The 18571-nt window shown below is 70.5% G+C and carries 20 protein-coding genes, 1 pseudogene and 1 riboswitch; of the genes and pseudogenes, 14 read left to right on the forward strand and 7 right to left on the reverse strand.

All coding sequences use genetic code 11. The features are described from left to right. Window positions 1-274: 274 nt before the first annotated feature. From ACFWA7_RS15010 to ACFWA7_RS15020, 3 genes are read right to left on the reverse strand one after another with little or no spacing between them, the layout of a single operon-like run. Window positions 275-739: a hypothetical protein gene (locus ACFWA7_RS15010; RefSeq protein ID WP_385823275.1), complete on the reverse strand. Its 465-nt coding sequence runs from the start codon at window positions 737-739 to the stop codon at window positions 275-277. Beyond that, window positions 736-972, reverse strand: a complete 237-nt coding sequence (locus tag ACFWA7_RS15015) for a hypothetical protein (RefSeq protein WP_385823277.1) — start codon at window positions 970-972, stop codon at window positions 736-738. Before ACFWA7_RS15015 ends, ACFWA7_RS15010 begins: the two co-directional genes overlap by 4 nt. Next, window positions 969-1211 (reverse strand): hypothetical protein, encoded by a 243-nt coding sequence (locus ACFWA7_RS15020; RefSeq protein ID WP_385823279.1) that lies wholly within the window; start codon window positions 1209-1211, stop codon window positions 969-971. The genes ACFWA7_RS15015 and ACFWA7_RS15020 overlap by 4 nt, the downstream gene beginning before the upstream one ends. 36 nt (window positions 1212-1247) lie before the next feature. On the opposite strand from ACFWA7_RS15020, the gene ACFWA7_RS15025 reads away from it, so the two are divergent. After that, on the forward strand, window positions 1248-2150 hold the full coding sequence (locus ACFWA7_RS15025; protein WP_385823281.1) for a Scr1 family TA system antitoxin-like transcriptional regulator: 903 nt from the start codon (window positions 1248-1250) through the stop codon (window positions 2148-2150). Further along, window positions 2147-2338, forward strand: a complete 192-nt coding sequence (locus ACFWA7_RS15030; RefSeq protein ID WP_385823283.1) for a DUF397 domain-containing protein — start codon at window positions 2147-2149, stop codon at window positions 2336-2338. The genes ACFWA7_RS15025 and ACFWA7_RS15030 overlap by 4 nt, the downstream gene beginning before the upstream one ends. 273 nt (window positions 2339-2611) lie before the next feature. On the opposite strand, the gene ACFWA7_RS15035 is transcribed toward ACFWA7_RS15030, so the two are convergent. Together ACFWA7_RS15035 and ACFWA7_RS15040 are read right to left on the reverse strand one after the other, a co-directional pair. Beyond that, a complete protein-coding gene (locus tag ACFWA7_RS15035; RefSeq protein ID WP_385823285.1) occupies window positions 2612-4393 on the reverse strand; it encodes a recombinase family protein in 1782 nt (593 codons plus the stop codon). 86 nt (window positions 4394-4479) lie between these two features. Next, window positions 4480-4635: pseudogene (locus ACFWA7_RS15040) on the reverse strand (nitrate reductase); the annotation flags it as partial. Window positions 4636-4846: 211 nt separating this feature from the next. Here ACFWA7_RS15040 and ACFWA7_RS15045 point away from each other — a divergent pair. Then, window positions 4847-6163, forward strand: coding sequence for an alginate lyase family protein (locus ACFWA7_RS15045; protein WP_385823287.1), 1317 nt, complete (start codon window positions 4847-4849; stop codon window positions 6161-6163). 52 nt (window positions 6164-6215) lie between these two features. Here ACFWA7_RS15045 and ACFWA7_RS15050 read toward each other — a convergent pair whose 3' ends face one another. Next, window positions 6216-7628 carry an MFS transporter gene (locus ACFWA7_RS15050; protein ID WP_385823289.1) on the reverse strand — a complete coding sequence of 471 codons (1413 nt, stop codon included), beginning with the start codon at window positions 7626-7628 and terminating at the stop codon, window positions 6216-6218. A 106-nt stretch (window positions 7629-7734) separates the two neighbouring features. Here ACFWA7_RS15050 and ACFWA7_RS15055 point away from each other — a divergent pair, with 106 nt between their 5' ends. Beyond that, window positions 7735-8877, forward strand: a complete 1143-nt coding sequence (locus ACFWA7_RS15055; protein ID WP_385823291.1) for an ROK family transcriptional regulator — start codon at window positions 7735-7737, stop codon at window positions 8875-8877. Window positions 8878-8991: 114 nt separating this feature from the next. Here the strand turns inward: ACFWA7_RS15055 and ACFWA7_RS15060 are convergent, their stop codons facing one another. After that, a complete protein-coding gene (locus tag ACFWA7_RS15060) occupies window positions 8992-9186 on the reverse strand; it encodes a hypothetical protein (RefSeq protein WP_385546617.1) in 195 nt (64 codons plus the stop codon). 151 nt (window positions 9187-9337) lie between these two features. Then, a riboswitch (FMN riboswitch) is annotated at window positions 9338-9468 on the forward strand. A 160-nt stretch (window positions 9469-9628) separates the two neighbouring features. Here ACFWA7_RS15060 and ribD point away from each other — a divergent pair. The 10 genes from ribD (at window position 9629) to ACFWA7_RS15110 (ending at window position 18106) form a co-directional block, all read left to right on the forward strand. Continuing rightward, a complete protein-coding gene (gene ribD, locus ACFWA7_RS15065) occupies window positions 9629-10711 on the forward strand; it encodes a bifunctional diaminohydroxyphosphoribosylaminopyrimidine deaminase/5-amino-6-(5-phosphoribosylamino)uracil reductase RibD (RefSeq protein ID WP_385823293.1) in 1083 nt (360 codons plus the stop codon). Between the two features lie 2 nt (window positions 10712-10713). Beyond that, window positions 10714-11322, forward strand: coding sequence for a riboflavin synthase (locus ACFWA7_RS15070; protein WP_385546614.1), 609 nt, complete (start codon window positions 10714-10716; stop codon window positions 11320-11322). Next, on the forward strand, window positions 11319-11963 hold the full coding sequence (locus tag ACFWA7_RS15075) for a nicotinamide riboside transporter PnuC (protein ID WP_385546597.1): 645 nt from the start codon (window positions 11319-11321) through the stop codon (window positions 11961-11963). Before ACFWA7_RS15070 ends, ACFWA7_RS15075 begins: the two co-directional genes overlap by 4 nt. Then, entirely contained in the window at window positions 11960-13249 is a 1290-nt protein-coding gene (locus ACFWA7_RS15080; protein ID WP_385823295.1) for a bifunctional 3,4-dihydroxy-2-butanone-4-phosphate synthase/GTP cyclohydrolase II, read from the forward strand. The genes ACFWA7_RS15075 and ACFWA7_RS15080 overlap by 4 nt, the downstream gene beginning before the upstream one ends. 54 nt (window positions 13250-13303) lie before the next feature. Then, window positions 13304-13789 carry a 6,7-dimethyl-8-ribityllumazine synthase gene (gene ribH, locus ACFWA7_RS15085; RefSeq protein ID WP_067155634.1) on the forward strand — a complete coding sequence of 162 codons (486 nt, stop codon included), beginning with the start codon at window positions 13304-13306 and terminating at the stop codon, window positions 13787-13789. A gap of 35 nt (window positions 13790-13824) precedes the next feature. After that, window positions 13825-14106, forward strand: coding sequence for a phosphoribosyl-ATP diphosphatase (locus tag ACFWA7_RS15090; RefSeq protein ID WP_283144384.1), 282 nt, complete (start codon window positions 13825-13827; stop codon window positions 14104-14106). 49 nt (window positions 14107-14155) lie between these two features. Continuing rightward, a complete protein-coding gene (gene hisG, locus ACFWA7_RS15095) occupies window positions 14156-15004 on the forward strand; it encodes an ATP phosphoribosyltransferase (protein ID WP_385546605.1) in 849 nt (282 codons plus the stop codon). Between the two features lie 45 nt (window positions 15005-15049). Continuing rightward, window positions 15050-15505 carry a PH domain-containing protein gene (locus ACFWA7_RS15100; RefSeq protein ID WP_190089803.1) on the forward strand — a complete coding sequence of 152 codons (456 nt, stop codon included), beginning with the start codon at window positions 15050-15052 and terminating at the stop codon, window positions 15503-15505. Between the two features lie 202 nt (window positions 15506-15707). Further along, window positions 15708-17042 (forward strand): hemolysin family protein, encoded by a 1335-nt coding sequence (locus ACFWA7_RS15105; RefSeq protein WP_385823297.1) that lies wholly within the window; start codon window positions 15708-15710, stop codon window positions 17040-17042. Beyond that, window positions 17039-18106 carry a hemolysin family protein gene (locus ACFWA7_RS15110; RefSeq protein ID WP_385546611.1) on the forward strand — a complete coding sequence of 356 codons (1068 nt, stop codon included), beginning with the start codon at window positions 17039-17041 and terminating at the stop codon, window positions 18104-18106. The genes ACFWA7_RS15105 and ACFWA7_RS15110 overlap by 4 nt, the downstream gene beginning before the upstream one ends. Window positions 18107-18571 lie beyond the last annotated feature (465 nt).

An 18571-nucleotide genomic window follows, 5' to 3' on the forward strand; every position in this document is an offset into this window, starting at 1 on the left:
GTTCTTGCTGATCAATATGGCCACGGTGAAGGCGGCGATTGCGAGAGCCGCGAGACAGGTCTTCAAGAGCGCGGTGTGTCGCTCGTCGTCTCTCCGGGACATCTGCGGTTCCTTGCCTTCTGGAGCCTGGCCGGGTCGGCGCAGGAGTGATCTGGACCCGGCCAGGCGCTTGCCCCCACCCCGGCCGAGATGGCCCTCTCATCAAGGCGGCCGGCCCACCAGACGCGAGCTGTCGTGGCGTTTCGGAAAGCCTTGATTGCCGGGGTGGGGAGTCTTAGGGATTGCGGCGGTAGACCTCGACGGATCTGTCGACCACCAGCGGGGGGCGAGTCCGGAAGAGAAGAACCCGGCTGGTGCCGCCCCGTACCCGCATGTCCCTGACGAGATGGAACTGACCGCCGAGGTACAGGTAGTCGTCTATGTGCACGTCCCAGGGAAGGACCGTCGCCTTGCTCGTACCCACGGGAGGCAGCGGCCGGTTCGGGGCCTTGTCCCTCTTCTTCGGGGTGGCCGCAATGATCCGCGCACGCTTTCTCGCCGCCTCCACACCGGGGTCAAGGATGCACACCGCAGTGCGGGCGGCGAACTTCCCTCCCCCGTCATTCAGCAGCCACAGAACCCCACGCTCGACCGCGTCGACTTTTCCGGGGCGGTTCCGCTCCGTGTCGATCACCCGGTCACCGATCTTGAACGGGAAGGGGTTCTTGGGCGTGATCATTCGGGTGCCGGCGCGCATCATGACTGTCTCCTGGCCGGAGGCTCGTTGTTCCCGATCACCCGAAGTGCGGGCTCACCGCGGATCGTCAGCGCTTCCGCCTCGGAGGCGTATCGGCACAGGACCTCCTGAGCCGACCAACGCTGCGATCCCGGCGGCCGGACGAGGGTCAGTCGACCGTTGTCGACGTCGACCGCTTCGACCTCACCGACGATGCTCCTACCGTCAACCACGACGTCACCCCTCTTGTACGTCATCGGGGGCGCCTCGGAACCTGCAAATCGCGGGTGAGCTTCCGGGCCCCGGTCATCGACAGGAGGCCGATGCTGAACATGAAGGTGTCCGGCCCGGAGTGGTTCCGCAGCACCTCGCGCCGCATGTCGCGGGTGTCGTAGCCAGCAGCGGCAAGGGTCGCCCGAAGCTCCTGGAACACCTGCGTGGCCTCCTGCTCCGTGACGGCCCTGATCGGCAGCGCGGGCGTATCCGTGGGGGGCATCGTCGCTCCGTTCCCGTCCATCTTCCCTGTCTTGGTATGAGCTTCGGCCTGCCCGGCTACCCTGAACAGCAGTTTTATTGGGATGAGTTGGAGAAGGCAGAAAAGATGGGGACAGCTCCACGCGGACGGCCGCGACTAGATCTGGACAGGTCGACACCTGCTGGACTCCTCGGGTCCAAGGTGCGCCGACTGAGGGACGCGCGCGGGTGGACCCCGAAGCGGCTTGCGGACGAGGTTTTCAGCAATGAATCCCTGATCAGGAAGCTGGAGCGCGGTCAGGCGAGTCCGTCAGAGGGGCTGGTAGCCAAGCTCGACTCGGTCTTCGACGCAGGCGACGAACTGAACGAGCTGTGGCCGCTCCTGGCCATCAAGACCGTCACCGAGTACGCCGAAGGGTTTCTGGACCACCAGAAGCGAGCCAAAAAGATCCAGGAGTATTCGCAGGTCGTACCTGGTCTGTTCCAGACTCACGAATACGCCTTCGCCCTCGCTGAGTCCATGTCTTTGGTGAACGGTCGAGACCCTGTGGCCGTGGCTGAAAGCCGTGTGGAACGTCAGGCCATACTCACGGGTCCCTCTGCTCCGTGGTTCCTGGCCGTCCTGGACGAGGCGGCGATCCGACGTGTGGTCGGATCTAAGGCCGTGATGGTCGAGCAGCTTGAGCACCTGATCAAGCTGAGCGAGAGGCCGAGGATCGAGGTCCACGTGCTGTCCTTCGGCGAGACGGTCCCCGCAGTCCTGACGGGCAGTCTGTCCGTACTGACCATGCGGAGCGGCACCACGGTGGCCTACACCGAAGGGCCGTCAACGGGAAGAATGTTCCAAGGCAGTGAGGCTGATAGCTACGCTGTCCTCTACGATCGCGTCCTTAGTAGCGCGCTGCCGAAGACTCGGTCGATCGAACTGATCCGTGCAGTGATTGAGGAGTACAGCAAGTGAGTGCTGACCTGGTGTGGCGGAAGTCGAGTTACAGCGGTGGAGACCCGGACAACTGCGTTGAGGTCGCTCAGGGCGACGCTCCCGTCGTCCACGTGCGCGACACCAAGGACCACAGCAAGGGGCTGCTGACGGCGTCGCCTGCGGCCTGGTCAGCCTTCCTCGGGCACGCCAAGGGCGCCGAGCTCTAGGCTTCCAGGTCTGCATGAACGAACTGACCCCCTCACGGCACTGGTGGCGGAGGGGGTTAGTTCATCCTCGCAAGTTGGAATGTGACACTCATGGTACGGTCATGGAAAACAGCGAGGCCCCTCCTCCAGGAGGGGCCTCGCTTGGCGCTCGAAGTTGGGATGTGACAGCGTGGGTGACCGGGGCGAGGTTATGACTCAGGAAGACTGCCTGGACGCCTTCTGGCAGACCGTTGCCGAGTTGACGATCAAGTACGCCGACCGTCTCGCCGAGGGCTAGGCCGCCAGCTCCTGGTCCTTCTTGACCGGCTTCGGCGGCGGCGGAACCCACATAGGCCAGATCGTGCACTTCGTTGCGACCTTGCGGCCACGGTTCACCCGTATCTCCCGCACCAAGGTCTTGATCAACTTTCGCTGGTCGGCCACATCTGCCACCTCCAGCAGCTTCATGACTGTCGCGAAGTCCTGGATCTCGGGCTTCGGCGTAATTACCGGAGCGTCCTTGATCTTCTTCTTGAGGGTGGCCTGCTCCTCCTTGAGGCGGTACTTCATGCCGTCGTATTCCGCCCGGCGGCGACGGGCGGCCTCGTCCGAGATCAACTCGTTGAGAACGGCATCCGTCAGCTTGTCTTCCTTGCCTCGTAGCTCCGTCAGCTCCCGCGTGATCTGATCCAACCGAATCGTCTCCTCGGTGGCCTTCTCCTTGATCTGCTGCGCCTGGAGCTGAGCCACGCGGGCCGGCACGCTCCCAGCGCCTTGCGGATCTTCCTCAACACGCTTCAACAGCCAGTCCTTGACGACTGTCATGACCGTCTCCAGCGAGACGTAGACACCCCCGCCAGGGCAGTCCTTGAACTTCATCTGCCGTGTGCATCGGAACAGCACGTCGAAGGGGTCGGGCTTCCCGTCCTTCCAGGGCCGCTGGACCTTCTTGGCGCGAAGCATGGCGTGCATGTTGTTGCCGCAGCCCGAGCACGTCAGGGCTCCCGATACCTCGTACTTGGCCGAGTGGTCGTGGGCCTTGTCGTCGTCCCGTTTGCCCTTGAGGCGACGCGCTACGTACGCATCCCAGACCTGCTCGCAGTACACGGGGTCGTCCCAGATCGCCTGATGCTTGCCTCGGTAGTAGAGGTACGAGGTGATGTCCCTGTGTGCGCTCTTGCGCTTCTTCTTGGTTGTGCCGTCCTCGCGGGTGATCACGACATGAAGCTCTTCCGGCAGCGTGTACCGGACGTACCCCAGCCCAAAGCCGGAATCCAAGATCGAGTAGAGATCCCCGGCGTCGATCTCCCGGCCCGTCCAGTGGACGACCCCCTTCTTGCGCAGCCACAGAACCATTGACCGTGCCGACTTCCCCTTGATGGCGTCAAGGTAGAGCTGGCCGTAGATGGGGTTAGTGACTCTGTCGCGCTTGAGGACGCCGTCCTTGCAGTTCGGGCACTTGTCCATTGGCTCGCCCGGTTCGGGCGTAGGGCATGTGTCGCAGCGGTAGTAACCGAACTTTCCGCGACCAGCCGAACCGTGGGGGAGGCCGTGATTCTTGCGGCGCTCGATGGCCGCCTTCCACATGTCCGACTTCTGGTTGGACTCCAGCTCGGCAATGTTGAGCATCTGGGCGATGGCGAAGCGGCCGATCGTCGTCTTGCCGTCGAAGTCCTCGTGAGCTGCCCGGACCTCGATGCCGTAGGCGAGGAGATCGTCAAGGTGTTGCAGTGACTCGCGCAGGTTTCGGCCGAAGCGGGACCAGATCCAGAGAATCAGGACATCGAATTCCTTGTTCCGGGCCATCTCCTTGATTTCGGAGATCTTCCGGTCCTCGAACTCTCGACCGGACTCACCGAGGTCCATGATCGGCTCGATGGTCACTTCGATGTCGTTCGCGTCAGCCAGCTTCATGCCGTGGCCGACCTGGAGTTCCGGGCTGATCATGTCCGCCCGAGCCTGAGATACGCGGACGTAGATGATGCCGCGCTTCTTACGCCGGAACGATGCGGGTACTCCGTCGTCCTCGACGGGGCGGAGTCGGATGGGGGCAGGTGCAGGAACCACGGTTGTCACGTCCTCCAACGATAGGTGATGGATACACCCGTCGCTGACGGACCAAAGTCCCGACCAGGCAGTGCCTAGGTCCCGTGATGCATACTCGGAGCGACGAAGGACGCGCCGAACATGGCCACCACGTGCTGGGCGCCGAGCCCGATCGTCCGGGGCCAGGAGAGCCGCTCGTCGGGACGGACGACGGCACCCGGGGCGGGGGTCCGCCCGTTACCGTGCAGGGTCCAGCGCACGCCGAGGCCCATGAGTTCGCTCCAGTTCGTTCCGTGCTGAGAAGAATCAGCGCAATGGTAATGGGCACCGTGATCTCGGGTCCCATCCGTGAATCCTGCGCCAGGCATTGTCACCCGGAACTGCTGGCCCTACGCTCCAACCGCCTTATCCATGAACAGAGTTCAGATATATGAAGTCTCTGGTTTCTCTGCGACGTGAATCTCTAGCTGAGGGGATGCCTCCATGGGTGGCACAGCCGGAATGGGTGGCGGAAGATCTCGCAGCGGGCTCGTGGCCCTGCTGGCCGCGGCCGCGGCCCTCGCGTCGGCGCTCGTACCTGCCGCCTCGCACGCCTCGGAGGCCGCCGCCTCCAAGCCCGCCGCCCCGAAGGCCCCGCACACCGTGGTCGTCGACGGCGCGCGCATGAGGGACGCGCGGCTGCGGCTCGACGCCGGCGACCCGGTGCTGCGCACCGCCGTGGGGAAGCTGACCGCGGCCGCCGACGGCTGGCTCGGGCAGGGGCCCTGGACGGTCGTGGACAAGCCGGAACCCGCGCCGGGCGGCGACCCCCACGACTACCTCAGCCAGGCCCCGTACTGGTGGCCCTCGAAGCCGAGGACCGCCGACAACCCCCGGGGCTGCCCGTACGTGCAGAAGGACGGGCAGCGCAACCCCGAGGTCGACACCGGCACCGACCGGCCCGACCTCGCCAGGGTCGTCAACTCCGTGACGACGCTCAGCCTCGCCTGGTACTACACCGGCAGGCCGCGGTACGCGGAGCAGGCCTCGGCCGCCCTGCGCACCTGGTTCCTGGACCCGGCGACCCGGATGAACCCCAGCCTGGACCACGGGCAGTTCATCCCCTGCAAGTACGACGGCCGGGCCATCGGCATCATCGACTTCTCGCAGCAGTACACCGGCGTCCTCGACGCGGTCGCCGTCCTCGACCTGGGTGCGCCCGGCTGGCGGGCGGACGACCGCGCGCGGATGCTCGACTGGAACAAGAAGTTCCTGAACTGGCTGGTGACTTCGCCCTTCGGCAAGGAGGAGTCGGCCGCCAGGAACAACCACGGCACCTTCCAGGACATGCAGATCGCCGCCCTCGCGCTGGCCACCGGCGACAAGGACCTGGCGCGCAGGACGGTCCGGGGCGCCGAGAAGCTGAGGGTCGATCCGCAGATCGCCGCCGACGGCGGCCAGCCCCAGGAGCTCGCCCGCACCCGCAGCTGGCACTACTCGGCCTTCGACCTGGTGGCGTACAGCCGGCTCGCCGCGATCGGCAAGCAGGTCGGGGTGGACCTGTGGGGGTACCGGGGGCCGCAGGGGCAGAGCCTGTTCAAGGCCGTCGACTATCTGCTGCCGGCGGCGACCGGCGCGGCCGCCTGGCCCCACCCGGAGCTGGAGTTCTACCGGTACGCGGCGAGCGACGTGGTGCACGCGGCGGCCGACGCGGGCGACAAGAAGGCCCGCGCGGCCGTACCGAAGCTCCAGGCGCCGCCCGCCGGGGACCTCTGGGCGCTGCGGCCCGCCGCCGAACAGCTGGACTCGATCGCGGGCTGAGGCGGAAGGAGCGCCCCGGCTGAACCGCCCCCCCATACGGTTCAGCCGTCGGCTACTGGGCGGCGTCGGTGGACCGCACCGGCGCCGCCTCGCCCGCGCCGCCGGCGGCCCGGGTGCGCACTCCCGTACGCAGCACCTCCGCCCCGGCAACCAGGCCCAGCGCCAACAGCGTGACCAGGCCGAACGACACCACCAGCGAGGTCAGATCGGCGATGCCGCCGATGGCCGAGGGGGCGATGAGACCCGAGGTGTACGTGATGGTGGCGACGCCCGCGATGGCCTGGCTGGGGTCTGTCCGGCGGATCCGGTCGGCCTCGGTCCGGGGCGCCTCTTTCGGTGCTGGTGAGCGGGGGTCTGGTGCGTCCAGCTGCAAGGCGGAGGATTGAGGCGACGCGGAGCGTCGGCGATTGACGACAACGCCGCAGATGGGGGTGCCAGACCCCCGCGTGCCGACCGGATCCGCCGGACAGGCCCCAGGGTTCGGTCCGCTGCGCCCGGCCGCCGCGAAGGCCAGCGGCACCACGACCGCGACCCCCAGGCCGATCAGCGCGAACCCGCCCATCGCCATGGCCGGGCCGGGCGCGAGGACCACCGCGAGCCCGCCCGCGGTCGCCAGCACGCCCCCGCAGCGGACCGTCCGTACCGCGCCGAACCGGTCCACCACCTTGTCGCCCGCGATCCGCGCCACCGCCATGGTCAGCGTGAACGCGGTGGTCGAGGCGGCGGCGACACCGGCCGAGGCCTCCACGGTGTCCCGCAGATACACCGCCGACCAGTCCAGGCTCGCCCCCTCGGCGAACACCGCGCAGAACGCGACGAGCCCGAAGACCAGCGCCGTCCTGGGCGGCCGGGCGAAGCGCGGCGGCGGGGCCTCGTCGGGCGCGCTGCGCAGATCCAGCACACCGCCGCAGACCAGTGCGCCGAGCGCGGTGAGGGCGGCCGCCGCGACGAGGTGGTGCACGCGCGCGTCGACGCCGAGGTGCGCGGCCAGCGTGCCGGTGGTCGAGCCGATCAGGGCGCCCGCGCTCCACATGCCGTGCAGTCCGGACATGATGGACCGGCCGAGCCGGTCCTCGGTCTGCACGCCCAGCGCGTTCATGGCCACGTCCGACATGCCCGCCGTCGCCCCGAACACGAAGAGCGCCGCGCAGAGCGTGTAGAGGTTCGGCGCGAGCGCCGGGAGCGCGAGGGCGAGCGTCCACAGGGCGAGCAGCCCGCGCAGCGCACGGCGGGCCCCGAAGCGGTGGGTGACCGCGCCGGAGAGCGGCATCAGCAGCGACGAGCCGATGGCGGGGAACGCGAGCGCCAGACCGAGCTGGCCGGTGGAGGCCCCGGTGTGGTCCTGGATCCAGGGGACCCGGGTCGCGAAGTTGCCGGTGACCGTGCCGTGGACGCAGAACACCGCGGCGACCGCGATCCTGGCCCGCCTCAACTGCCGTACGCCGTCGTCCGCTTCGGTCGCCATCTGCCCTGTCCCCCCTGGATGCTGGTCCGCGATAAACTATCAGGAACCCTGCCTGATAAATACTCCGCCGTCCATCGGGTTCCGGTCGTCTGGAAGGATCCCCGGCATGCCCGCCTCACCCAGCACCGCCCGGGTCATCAACGACCGCCTCGCCCTGCGCCTGCTCCAGGACGAAGGGCCGTTGACGGCGGGTCAGCTCAAGAAGCTCACCGGTCTGTCCCGCCCCTCCGTCGCCGACCTGGTCGAACGGCTCCAGGGCTCGGGGCTCGTCGAGGTCGTGGGGGAGTCAGGCGCCGAGCGGCGCGGCCCCAACGCCCGGCTGTACGGCATCGTCGCCGACCGGGCCCACCTCGCCGCCCTCGATGTGCGCACCGACAGCGTCACCGTGCTCGTGGCCGATCTCCTCGGCGCGCCCCTCGCGGAGGCCGCCCTCCCGATCGGGGCCGAGGCCGGGACCGGGCCCGCCGTGGAACAGACGGTGGCGCTCCTGGAGCGGACCGCGAAGGAGGCGGGCGCCGAGCGGCTGCACAGCATCGGCATCGGGGCGCCCGGCCTGATCGACCCGGCGACGGGCGAACTGCGCGACAGCACGGGCCTGCCCGCCTGGCACCGGGAGCTGGTCCCCGCCCTGCACGGGCGGCTGTCGGCCGCGGTCCTCGTGGAGAACGAGGTGAACCTGGCGGCGATGGCCGAGCACCGGCTCGGCGCCGCGCGCGGCCAGGACGACTTCGTGCTGTTCTGGCTGGGCCAGGGCGTGGGCGCGGCGGTCTTCCTGGACGGGAAGCTGCGCCGGGGGGCCTCCGGCGGGGCGGGCGAGATCGGCTTCCTGCCGGTTCCGGGCACCGGCGCGCTGCCGTCCGCGACCGGCTGCGACGGCGGGTTCCACGCGCTCGCGGGCGCCGACGCGCTGGTGCGGCTCGCCGCCGGGTACGGACTGACGGGCAGCGCCGAGACCCTGGTGCGCGAGGCGGCCGGCCCCTTCCTCGACGCGCTGGCCGAGCGGATCGCCATCGGCGCCGCGGCCGTGGTCTCCGTACTGGACCCGGGCCTGATCGTGCTCGGCGGCGAACTCGGCCACGCGGGCGGCGCGTCGCTCTCCGCCCGGGTGCAGAGCCGGCTCGCCGCGCTCACCCCGCTGGGCGCGGAGGTCCGGCCCAGCGAACTCGGGGACCGGGCGGTGCTGCGCGGCGCCCTGCTCGCGGCCCGGGACGCGGCGCAGGAGGAACTGTTCGCGCCGCCCGCACCCTGACGCACCGCACCCCGGCCGGGGAGATCCGGCCGGGGTGCGGGCGCTTCACAGTGGGTGCCCGGCGGCCACGGCAAGGGCCTTGAGTCGCGCCGCCGGGCGTTCGGGGGTGGGGGATCAGCAGGCCCCGAGGTCCTGCCGGACTCCCCGGTCGCCGGTGGTTCCGGGCTCTTCGCCCTTCGTCCACCACTTCGGCTTCCAGTTGTGGGACGTGTACGAGACGGTCGTGGAGCCACCGTACTCGGCCGTGGCCGTCCAGGCGGGCGCGGTGCAGGAGCCGCCGCCCGTGGAACCGCCGGCCGAACCATCCAAGGTGTGGACCAATGCCCCGTCCGGGACGGATGCGGGATGTGGCGGACCGTGATCCTCCGCTACGGACCGCGACCGGCACTGTGACCCAGGCCATAGATGTTCGCCCGTATGGCCGACGATCAGCCGTGGCACACTGACCCTGTACCAGCAGCAGCGCACTCCGGGGTCGGTGTAATTCCGAACCGGCGGTAATAGTCCGCGACCCGGCCGCATCCAGTGGCCGGTTGACCAGGTGGAATTCCTGGACCGACGGTGAAAGTCCGGATGGGAGGCAGTGCGCGGCGGGCGGGCCCTCAGGGCTCATGCCGGCCGTTGTGCTGATCGTCGTCCGCGACGGTCGGTGTCCTTCGGCCATGCGTGAGCTGTATGTACGGCCCTGTTCCCGCTCTCTGTCGTTCATCGACAGCCCCGGAGTCCGTGCCCGAAGAGGCAGGAGGACCCGGTGGCCACCGCAGCCGACGCAGACGCGATGCGCCGAGCCATTGAGCTCGCCGCGCGCGGACTCGGCTCCACCAGCCCCAACCCGGTCGTCGGGTGCGTCATCACCGATGCCCGCGGCGCCGTCGTCGGCGAGGGCTTCCACCAGAAGGCCGGCGGCCCGCACGCCGAGGTCCACGCCCTGTCCGCCGCGGGCGAGAAGGCCCGGGGCGGCACCGCGTACGTCACCCTCGAACCCTGCAACCACACCGGTCGCACCGGCCCCTGTGCCCAGGCGCTCGTCGAGGCCGGGATCGCCCGTGTCGTGTACGCGGTCGGCGACCCGAACCCGCAGGCCACCGGGGGCGCCGACACACTGCGGGCGGCCGGGGCCGAGGTGGAGCAGGGCCTGCTCGCCGAGGAGGCCGAGGCGGGCAACGCCGCCTGGCTCACCTCCGTACGGCTCGGCCGGCCCCATGTCCTGTGGAAGTACGCGGCGACCCTCGACGGCCGGACCGCCGCCGAGGACGGCACCAGCCGCTGGATCACCTCGCCCGAGGCCCGCGCGGACGTCCACCGGCTGCGCGCCGAGGCCGACGCCGTGGTGGTCGGCTCCGGCACCGCCCGCACCGACGACCCCCACCTCGCCGTACGCGGCATCGAGGGCGCCGTCCAGCCGCTGCGGGTCGTCGTCGACACCGAGGCGAAGGCCGTACGGCCCGGCGCCCGGGTCCTCGACGATGCCGCGCCGACCCTGGTCGCGGTCGCCGAGGACGCCGACACCGCCCATCTGGCGGACACCGACGTCGTCCGGCTGCCGCGCGCCGCCACAGGTCTGGACATCCCGGCGCTGCTGGCCGCCCTGCACGGGCGCGGCGTCCGGTCCGTACTCCTCGAAGGCGGCCCGGCCCTCGCCGGGGCCTTCGTCGCCGCGGGCGCCGTCGACAAGGTCGTCGGCTATCTCGCACCCGTCCTGCTCGGCGCGGGCCCGGCGGCCCTGACCGGCGCCGGAATCACCACGATCGCCGAAGCGTTGCGGCTCGAACTGACCGAGACCGTCCGCATCGGCCCCGATCTCCGTATCAGTGCCACTCCCAAGGAGCGATGAGCGTGTTCACCGGAATCGTCGAAGAGCTGGGTGAGGTCACCGCCGTCGAGAAGCTCGGCGACTCCTCCCGCTTCCGTCTGCGCGGCCCCGTCGTCACCGAGGGCGCCCGGCACGGCGACTCGATCGCCGTCAACGGGGTCTGTCTGACCGTCGTGGAGACGGGCGACGGCGAGTTCACCGCCGACGTCATGGAGGAGACGCTCAAGCGCTCCAGCCTCGGCGCCCTCGATGTCGGCTCCCGCGTCAACCTGGAGCGGCCCATGGCCGTCGGCGGCCGCCTCGGCGGGCACATCGTCCAGGGCCACGTCGACGGCACCGGCGCCGTCGTCGCGCGCACCCCCTCGGAGAACTGGGAGATCGTCAAGGTCTCGCTGCCCGCGGAACTCTCCCGCTACGTCGTGGAGAAGGGCTCGATCACCGTCGACGGCGTCAGCCTCACGGTGGTCGACGCGGGCCCCGACCACTTCACCGTCAGCCTCATCCCCACCACCCTCGCGCTGACCACGCTCGGCCTCAAGCAGCCGGGCGACCCGGTCAACCTGGAGGTCGACGTGATCGCCAAGTACGTCGAGCGCCTCCTCGGCGCACACGGCCAGGAGGACCCGAAGTGAACTGGCTCAACTCCGAGGCGTTCACCGCCTTCGACCAGCACATCATGTGGTCCGACATGATCGGCAACACGGTCGGTCTCGCCGCCCTCGCGCTCGGCTGGCGGCGCTCCATATGGACCTGGCCCGCCCAGTTCCTCTCCGGCGTCATCCTGCTCGCCGCGTTCAGCACCGCCCACCTCTCCGGCAGCGCCGGCAAGCAGGTCGTGGTCATCGTGGTCGCCCTGTGGGGCTGGTACCAGTGGCAGGCCGGCAAGCGGCAGGGGCAGGACGGCTCCATCGCGGTGCGGTTCGCCACCTGGCGCGAGCGCGGTTCGCTGGTCGCCGGCGCCGCCGTCGGCACCCTCGCCGTCGGCGGTCTGTTCACCGCCTTCCCGACGCTGTCGTGGGACCCGTGGCCGGACGCGTACATCTTCGTCGGCACGATCGTCGCCATGTACGCCCAGGCGCGCGGCATGGTCGAGTTCTGGCTCGCCTGGCTCCTCGTCGACGCCGTGGGCGTGCCGCTCAACTTCGCCAACGGCTTCGCCTTCTCCGGCTTCGTCTACGTCATCTACGGCGCAATCGTCCTCTGGGGCCTGCGCGACTGGTGGCTGCGCTCCCGTACGAGCGCGCAGCCCGTCCTGGAAGGAGCGGCGGCATGAGCGCCACCACACCCACCTGGTACTCCACCGACAATCGCGAGGACCTCTCCCTCGACCCGGTCGAGCAGGCGATCCGCGACATCGCGGCCGGCCGGCCGGTCGTGGTCGTGGACGACGAGGACCGCGAGAACGAGGGCGACCTCGTCATCGCCGCCGAGAAGGCGACCCCCGAGATCGTCGCCTTCATGATGAGCGAGTGCCGCGGGCTGATCTGCGCGCCCATGGAGGGCGAGGCGCTCGACCGGCTCCAGCTGCCCCAGATGGTCGACCACAACACCGAGTCGATGAAGACCGCGTTCACCGTCTCGGTCGACGCGTCCGCCGCGCACGGCGTCTCCACCGGCATCTCCGCCGCCGACCGCGCCACCACGCTGCGCCTGCTGGCCGACGGGCACTCGGACGCCGGGGACTTCGTCCGCCCCGGGCACATCTTCCCGCTGCGCGCCAAGCCCGGCGGCGTCCTCGTCCGCAACGGCCACACCGAGGCCGCGGTCGACCTGGCCCGGCTCGCGGGGCTCGCCCCGGCCGGCGCGATCGTGGAGATCGCGGGCGAGGACGGGGTGATGCTGCGGCTGCCCGAGCTCATCCCGTTCGCCCGCAAGCACGGTCTGACGATCATCTCCATCGAGGACCTGATCGCCTACCGCCGCTCCTCCGAGCCGACCGTACGCCGCGAGGCCGAGGTCCACCTCCCCACCTCCTTCGGCGAGTTCACCGCCTACGGCTACCGCTCCACCGTCGACGGCGTCGAGCACGTGGCGCTGGTCCACGGCGAGATCGGCGACGGCGAGGACGTCCTGGTGCGGGTCCACTCCGAGTGCCTGACCGGCGACATCTTCCGCTCGCAGCGCTGCGACTGCGGCCCCCAGCTGCAGGCCTCCATGGAGCGCATCACCGAGGCGGGCCGCGGCGTCGTCGTCTATCTGCGCGGCCACGAGGGGCGCGGCATCGGACTGCTCTCCAAGCTGCGCGCCTACGAGCTCCAGGAGCAGGGCCGCGACACACTCGACGCCAACCTGGAGCTGGGGCTGCCCGCCGACGCCCGCGACTACGCGGCCGGCGCGCAGATCCTGGAGAACCTGGGCGTGCGCAGCCTGCGGCTGATGACCAACAACCCGGAGAAGACCACCGCGCTGGTCCGCCACGGCCTCAAGGTCACCGGCCGCGAGCCGATGCCCGTCCAGGCGGGCGAGCACAATCTGCGGTACCTGCGCACCAAGCGCGACCGGATGGGACACGACCTGCCGTGGCTGGACGCGACCGCGTCGGCCTGCGGCAACCAGTAGCGACACCCGTACAGCGACACCCGTAACAGCTGAAAGATCACTGAGGAGCAGCACGTGAGTGGCAAGGGCGCACCCGAACTGTCCGTACGCAACTGCGCAGACCTCCGGGTCGCGGTCATCGCGGCGCAGTGGCACGAGAAGGTCATGGACGGACTCGTCGACGGCGCCCTGCGCGCCCTGCACGAGCTCGGCATCGACGAGCCGACGCTGCTGCGCGTCCCCGGCAGCTTCGAGCTGCCGGTCGTCGCCAAGGTGCTCGCGGGCCGCGGATACGATGCGGTGGTCGCCCTCGGCGTCGTCATCAGGGGCGGCACGCCGCACTTCGACTACGTGTGCCAGGGTGTCACCAACGGTCTCACCCAGGTCAGCATCGACACCGGCGTACCCATCGGCTTCGGCGTACTGACCTGCGACACCGAGGAGCAGGCCCTGGACCGGGCCGGCCTCGAAGGGTCGAACGAGGACAAGGGGCACGAAGCGGTCACCGCCGCCGTCGCCACGGCCGCCACGCTGCGCACCGTCAGCGAACCCTGGCGCTGAGTGGCAGGGACGCACCCCTTACCCTAAGAAGCATCATGGCGAACAAACCCCCCAAGAGTTTCGAAGAGCTCTTCGCGGAGCTCCAGCTCAAGGCCGCCAACGGCGACCCGTCCACCTCCCGCACCGCCGAGCTGGTGGACAAGGGTGTGCATGCCATCGGCAAGAAGGTCGTCGAGGAGGCCGCCGAGGTCTGGATGGCCGCCGAGTACGAGAGCAAGGACGCCGCCGCCGAGGAGATCTCGCAGCTGCTGTACCACGTCCAGGTGATGATGGTCGCGCGCGGGATCTCACTCGACGACGTCTACGCCCACCTCTGAGCACCCCCGCACTCTCCCCCGTACGTCTCCAAGTAAGGAAGCCGACCTCATGCTGCGCATCGCCGTCCCCAACAAGGGTTCACTGTCCGGACCTGCGTCGGCGATGCTCCATGAGGCCGGCTACCAGATGCGCAAGGAGTCCAAGGAACTCGTCCTGGTCGACCCCGAGAACGAGGTCGAGTTCTTCTACCTGCGCCCCCGCGACATCGCGATCTACGTCAGCGCCGGCCGCCTCGACATCGGCATCACCGGACGTGACCTGCTGCTCGACTCGGGCGCCGAGGCGGAGGAGATCCTCTCCCTCGGCTTCGCCCGCTCGACCTTCCGCTACGCCACCAAGCCCGGCACGGCCAAGGGCGTCGGCGACTTCGACGGGATGACGATCGCCACCTCGTACGAGGGGATCGTCGCCCAGCACCTCAAGGACAGCGGCGTCGCCGCCTCCGTCGTCCACCTGGACGGCGCCGTCGAGACCGCCATCGAGCTCGGCGTCGCCCACGTCATCGCGGACGTCGTGGAGACCGGCACCTCGCTGCGCAACGCGGGCCTCGAAGTCATCGGCGAGCCGATCATGAAGTCCGAGGCGGTCGTCATCCGCCGCACCGGCGCGGACATCGAAGAGCCCAAGGTGCAGCAGTTCCTGCGCCGCCTCCAGGGTGTCCTGGTCGCCCGCAGCTACGTGATGATGGACTACGACTGCCGCGCCGAGCACCTGGAGCGGGCCGTCGCCCTCACCCCGGGCCTGGAGTCGCCGACGATCTCGCCGCTCCACAACGAGGGCTGGGTCGCCGTCCGCGCCATGGTCCCGGCCAAGGAGGCCCAGCGGATCATGGACGACCTGTACGAGCTGGGCGCCCGCGCCATCCTCACCACGGCCATCCACGCCTGCCGCCTCTGACCGCCCCTCCGATCCCTTTACTCCCGTACGGAAGTGACGTACCCCGTGTCCGCCCCCGCGCCCCAGCTCCCCGCCCTCCCGGTCACGTTCCGGCCGACCCGCACCCGGGCCGTGCTGCTGAGCGTGGGTGCCGTGATGTTCGCCGTGATCACCGGCGTCGCGCTGCTCCTGGAGAACATGAGCGGGGGCGAGCGGGCCAGCTTCGTGTTCACCGCGGCGATGTTCTTCGCGGTCCTCGCGCTGCTGAGCCGCCCCAAGGTCGTCGCCGACGACACGGGCGTCACGGTCGTCAACCTCACCCGGACACGGCGGCTCGCCTGGGCGGAGATCCTGCGCGTCAACCTCCGCCCCGGCGACCCCTGGGTGTTCCTGGACCTCAGCGACGGCACCAGCCTGCCCGCGCTCGGCATCCAGCCCGGCATCGCCAAGGAGCGGGCCATCCGCGACGCCCGGGCGCTGCGCGCACTCGCCGAGTCGCACGGCACCCGCCAGGACGGCTGACCCGCCGTTTCAGCACCGGGGCAAGCATTGCGGCGACGATCCCAATAGCTACCCTGGTGACGTCGGCGCTCAACGCGCCGGCCCCGCGCACAAGGCGGCACCATCGGCCTGCGGGGCACCAGCGACCCGAGGAGTGACTCCCTCCAGCAATGGACGGATCGTCCGGTAGTATCTGCGCCGCCCCTTCGCAGGAGGCGGCGGCATGACCACTACGCTTCTGCTGCTCGCCGCGGCATTCCTTCTCATCCTTGCCAACGGGTTCTTCGTGGCCGCCGAGTTCGGTCTGATCACCGTGGACCGCCCGGACGCCGAGAAGGCCGCCGCCGACGGCGACCGCCGCGCCGGCACCGTCGTCAAGGCCCTGCGCGAGCTGTCCTTCCAGCTCTCCGGCACCCAGCTCGGCATCACCATCACCTCGCTCGTCGTCGGCATGCTCGCGGAGCCCGCGCTCGCCGGACTGCTCGACGGGCCGCTCACCGCGACCGGCCTGCCGGACGGGGTGGTGCCCGGGGTGGGCGTCGTCATCGGCATGCTGCTCGCCTCCGCCGTGCAGATGGTGATCGGCGAACTCGTCCCCAAGAACTGGGCGGTGTCGCGGCCCCTCCAGGTCGCGCGGTTCGTCGCCGGGCCGCAGAGCCGCTTCTCCCGGCTCTTCCGGCCGGTCATCTCGCTTCTGAACACCGTCGCCAACCGGCTGGTCCGGGCGCTCGGCGTGGAGCCCGCCGACGAGCTGGCCTCCGCCCGCACCCCCGGCGAACTGGTCTCGCTGGCCCGCCACTCGGCGCGGGCCGGAGCCATCGAGCAGGACACCGCCGACCTGTTCGTACGCACCCTCGCGCTCGGGCGGCTCACCGCGGAGAACGTGATGACGCCGCGTGTGAAGGTGAGCGCGCTGCAGACCTCCGCTACCGCCACCGACGTCCTCAACCTCACCCGGGCCACCGGGCTCTCCCGCTTCCCCGTCTACCGGGAGCGGATCGACGAGGTCGTCGGCATGGTCCACCTCAAGGACGCGCTGGCGGTGCCGCCGCGGGAGCGCCATCGCACTCCCGCGGCACGCATCGCCGTGCCGCCGCTCCTGGTGCCCGAGACCCTGCCCGTGCAGCAGCTCCTGGAGCGGCTGCGCAGCGAGCAGCCGATAGCTGTGGTCGTCGACGAGTACGGCGGTACGGCCGGGGTCGTCACCCTGGAGGACATCGTCGAGGAGCTGGTCGGCGAGGTGCGCGACGAGCACGACGCCGAGGGCGACACCGGGCCCGAACTCGCCGCGGTGGCGAGCGACGACGGCCGCCCCGCGTGGGAGGCCGACGGCAGCTGCCGGGTGCTGAGCCTGCGCCGGATAGGACTGGACGTGCCGGACGGCCCGTACGAGACGGTCGCCGGACTCGTCGCCGATCTGCTCGGCCGCATCCCGGTCCCCGGTGACCGCGCCGAGCTGCCCGGCTGGCGGATCCAGGTCCGCCGGGTCGAGCGGTACCGGGCGGAGCGGGTGCGCTTCGTGCGGACCGCGGATGTCCTGAGCGAGGCCGTGCGATGAGCGTGCTGCAACTTTTCTTCGCCCTGCTCCTGGTGCTGGCGAACGGCTTCTTCGTCGGGGCCGAGTTCGCCCTGGTGTCCGTGCGCCGCAGCCAGATCGAACCGCTCGCGTCCCAGTCGGCGCGGGCCCGGCAGGTGCTGCACGGCCTGGAGAACCTGCCGCAGATGATGGCGGCCGCGCAATTCGGCATCACCGTCTGCTCGTTGACCCTGGGCGCGGTGGCCGAGCCCACGGTGGCCCACCTCCTGGAGCCCGTCTTCGAGGCGGCCCGGGTCCCGGCGAGCCTGATCCACCCCCTCGGCTACACGATCGCGCTCGCCCTCGTCGTCTTCCTCCACCTCGTCATCGGCGAGATGGTCCCGAAGAACCTGGCGATGGCGGCGCCCGAGAAGACCGCGCTCTGGTTCAGCCCGGGCCTCGTCGCCTTCGCCCGGGTGTGCCGCCCGGTCACGGTGGCGCTGGGCGCGTGCGCGCGGCTGGTGCTGCGGGCGTTCCGGGTGGAGCCCAAGGACGAGGTGGAGGCGGTCTTCACCAGCGAGCAGCTCAACCGCCTGGTGGAGGACTCCGGTCAGGCGGGCCTGCTGGACCCCCGGGAGATGGAGCGCCTGGAGGACGCGCTGGAGCTGGGCAGCCGCCCGGTGACGGACGTGCTGCTCGACCGGTCGTCGCTGGTGACGGTGGGCTGCTCGGTGACGCCCCGGGAGCTGGAGGAACTGACGGTCCGTACCGGCTACTCCCGCTTCCCGGTGTGCGCGGAAGGGGGCGCCTTCATGGGCTTCCTCCACGTCAAGGACGTGCTGGACCTGGAGGACAGGGAGCGGGCGGTGCCGCAGCAGGTGTGGCGGCCGCTGGTCACCCTGCGGGCGGAGCTGCCGCTCGACGACGCGCTCACGGTGATGCGCCGGGCGGCGGCGCACCTTGCGCAGGTGGCGGATGCGTCGGGGCGGGTGCTGGGTCTTGTGGCCCTGGAGGACGTCCTGGAGATGCTGGTCGGCGAGGTCCGCGACCCGTCCCACCGGCCGTTCCCGACCCAGCCGCGCGCGGAGCAGGCGCTGGCGGGTTGAGCCCCACCCCGCCCCTTCCCCCAGACCCTCCGGGGGTGGGGGAAGGGGCGGGGTGGGTGGGGTTTACCCGGGGGCTTCGCCCCCGGACCCGGGCGGAGGCTACGACCCCTGCGCCCCGGGCGGGGCCTCCACCCCGGGCGGGGCCTGCACCCTGGGCGCTCCCTCCACCCTGGGCGGGGCCTGCACCCCGGGCGGGGCCTGCACCCTGGGCGCTCCCTCCACCCTGGGCGGGGCCTGCGCCCCGGGCGGCCCCTGCGCCCCCTGCACCCCGCTCACGGGGGCTTCGCCCCCGGTACCCCCGCTGGGGCCCGCGCCCCCGCCCCCGCTCCTCAGACGCCCGAGGAGCCGGCGTTACCCAAGGGGCGCGGGGAACTGCGCGACCAGCCCCCACCGAACCCGCAGACGAACCCCGGGGTCCCACGGGCGGAGCCCCGAAGCGGGGTGCAGGGGCCGCAGGCCCCGCAA

The sequence above is a fragment of the Streptomyces sp. NPDC059994 genome, from assembly GCF_042737755.1.
GTDB lineage: Bacteria > Actinomycetota > Actinomycetes > Streptomycetales > Streptomycetaceae > Streptomyces.

Bases quoted from the DNA above. Each gene is read 5' to 3' on its own strand.
- ACFWA7_RS15010 (WP_385823275.1), bottom strand. From the start codon at position 739: ATGATGCGCGCCGGCACCCGAATGATCACGCCCAAGAACCCCTTCCCG.
- ACFWA7_RS15015 (WP_385823277.1), bottom strand. From the start codon at position 972: ATGACGTACAAGAGGGGTGACGTCGTGGTTGACGGTAGGAGCATCGTC.
- ACFWA7_RS15020 (WP_385823279.1), bottom strand. From the start codon at position 1,211: ATGCCCCCCACGGATACGCCCGCGCTGCCGATCAGGGCCGTCACGGAG.
- ACFWA7_RS15025 (WP_385823281.1), top strand. From the start codon at position 1,248: ATGAGCTTCGGCCTGCCCGGCTACCCTGAACAGCAGTTTTATTGGGAT.
- ACFWA7_RS15045 (WP_385823287.1), top strand. From the start codon at position 4,847: ATGGGTGGCACAGCCGGAATGGGTGGCGGAAGATCTCGCAGCGGGCTC.
- ACFWA7_RS15050 (WP_385823289.1), bottom strand. From the start codon at position 7,628: ATGGCGACCGAAGCGGACGACGGCGTACGGCAGTTGAGGCGGGCCAGG.
- ACFWA7_RS15055 (WP_385823291.1), top strand. From the start codon at position 7,735: ATGCCCGCCTCACCCAGCACCGCCCGGGTCATCAACGACCGCCTCGCC.
- ACFWA7_RS15080 (WP_385823295.1), top strand. From the start codon at position 11,960: ATGAGCGCCACCACACCCACCTGGTACTCCACCGACAATCGCGAGGAC.
- ACFWA7_RS15090 (WP_283144384.1), top strand. From the start codon at position 13,825: ATGGCGAACAAACCCCCCAAGAGTTTCGAAGAGCTCTTCGCGGAGCTC.
- hisG (WP_385546605.1), top strand. From the start codon at position 14,156: ATGCTGCGCATCGCCGTCCCCAACAAGGGTTCACTGTCCGGACCTGCG.
- ACFWA7_RS15105 (WP_385823297.1), top strand. From the start codon at position 15,708: ATGACCACTACGCTTCTGCTGCTCGCCGCGGCATTCCTTCTCATCCTT.
- ACFWA7_RS15110 (WP_385546611.1), top strand. From the start codon at position 17,039: ATGAGCGTGCTGCAACTTTTCTTCGCCCTGCTCCTGGTGCTGGCGAAC.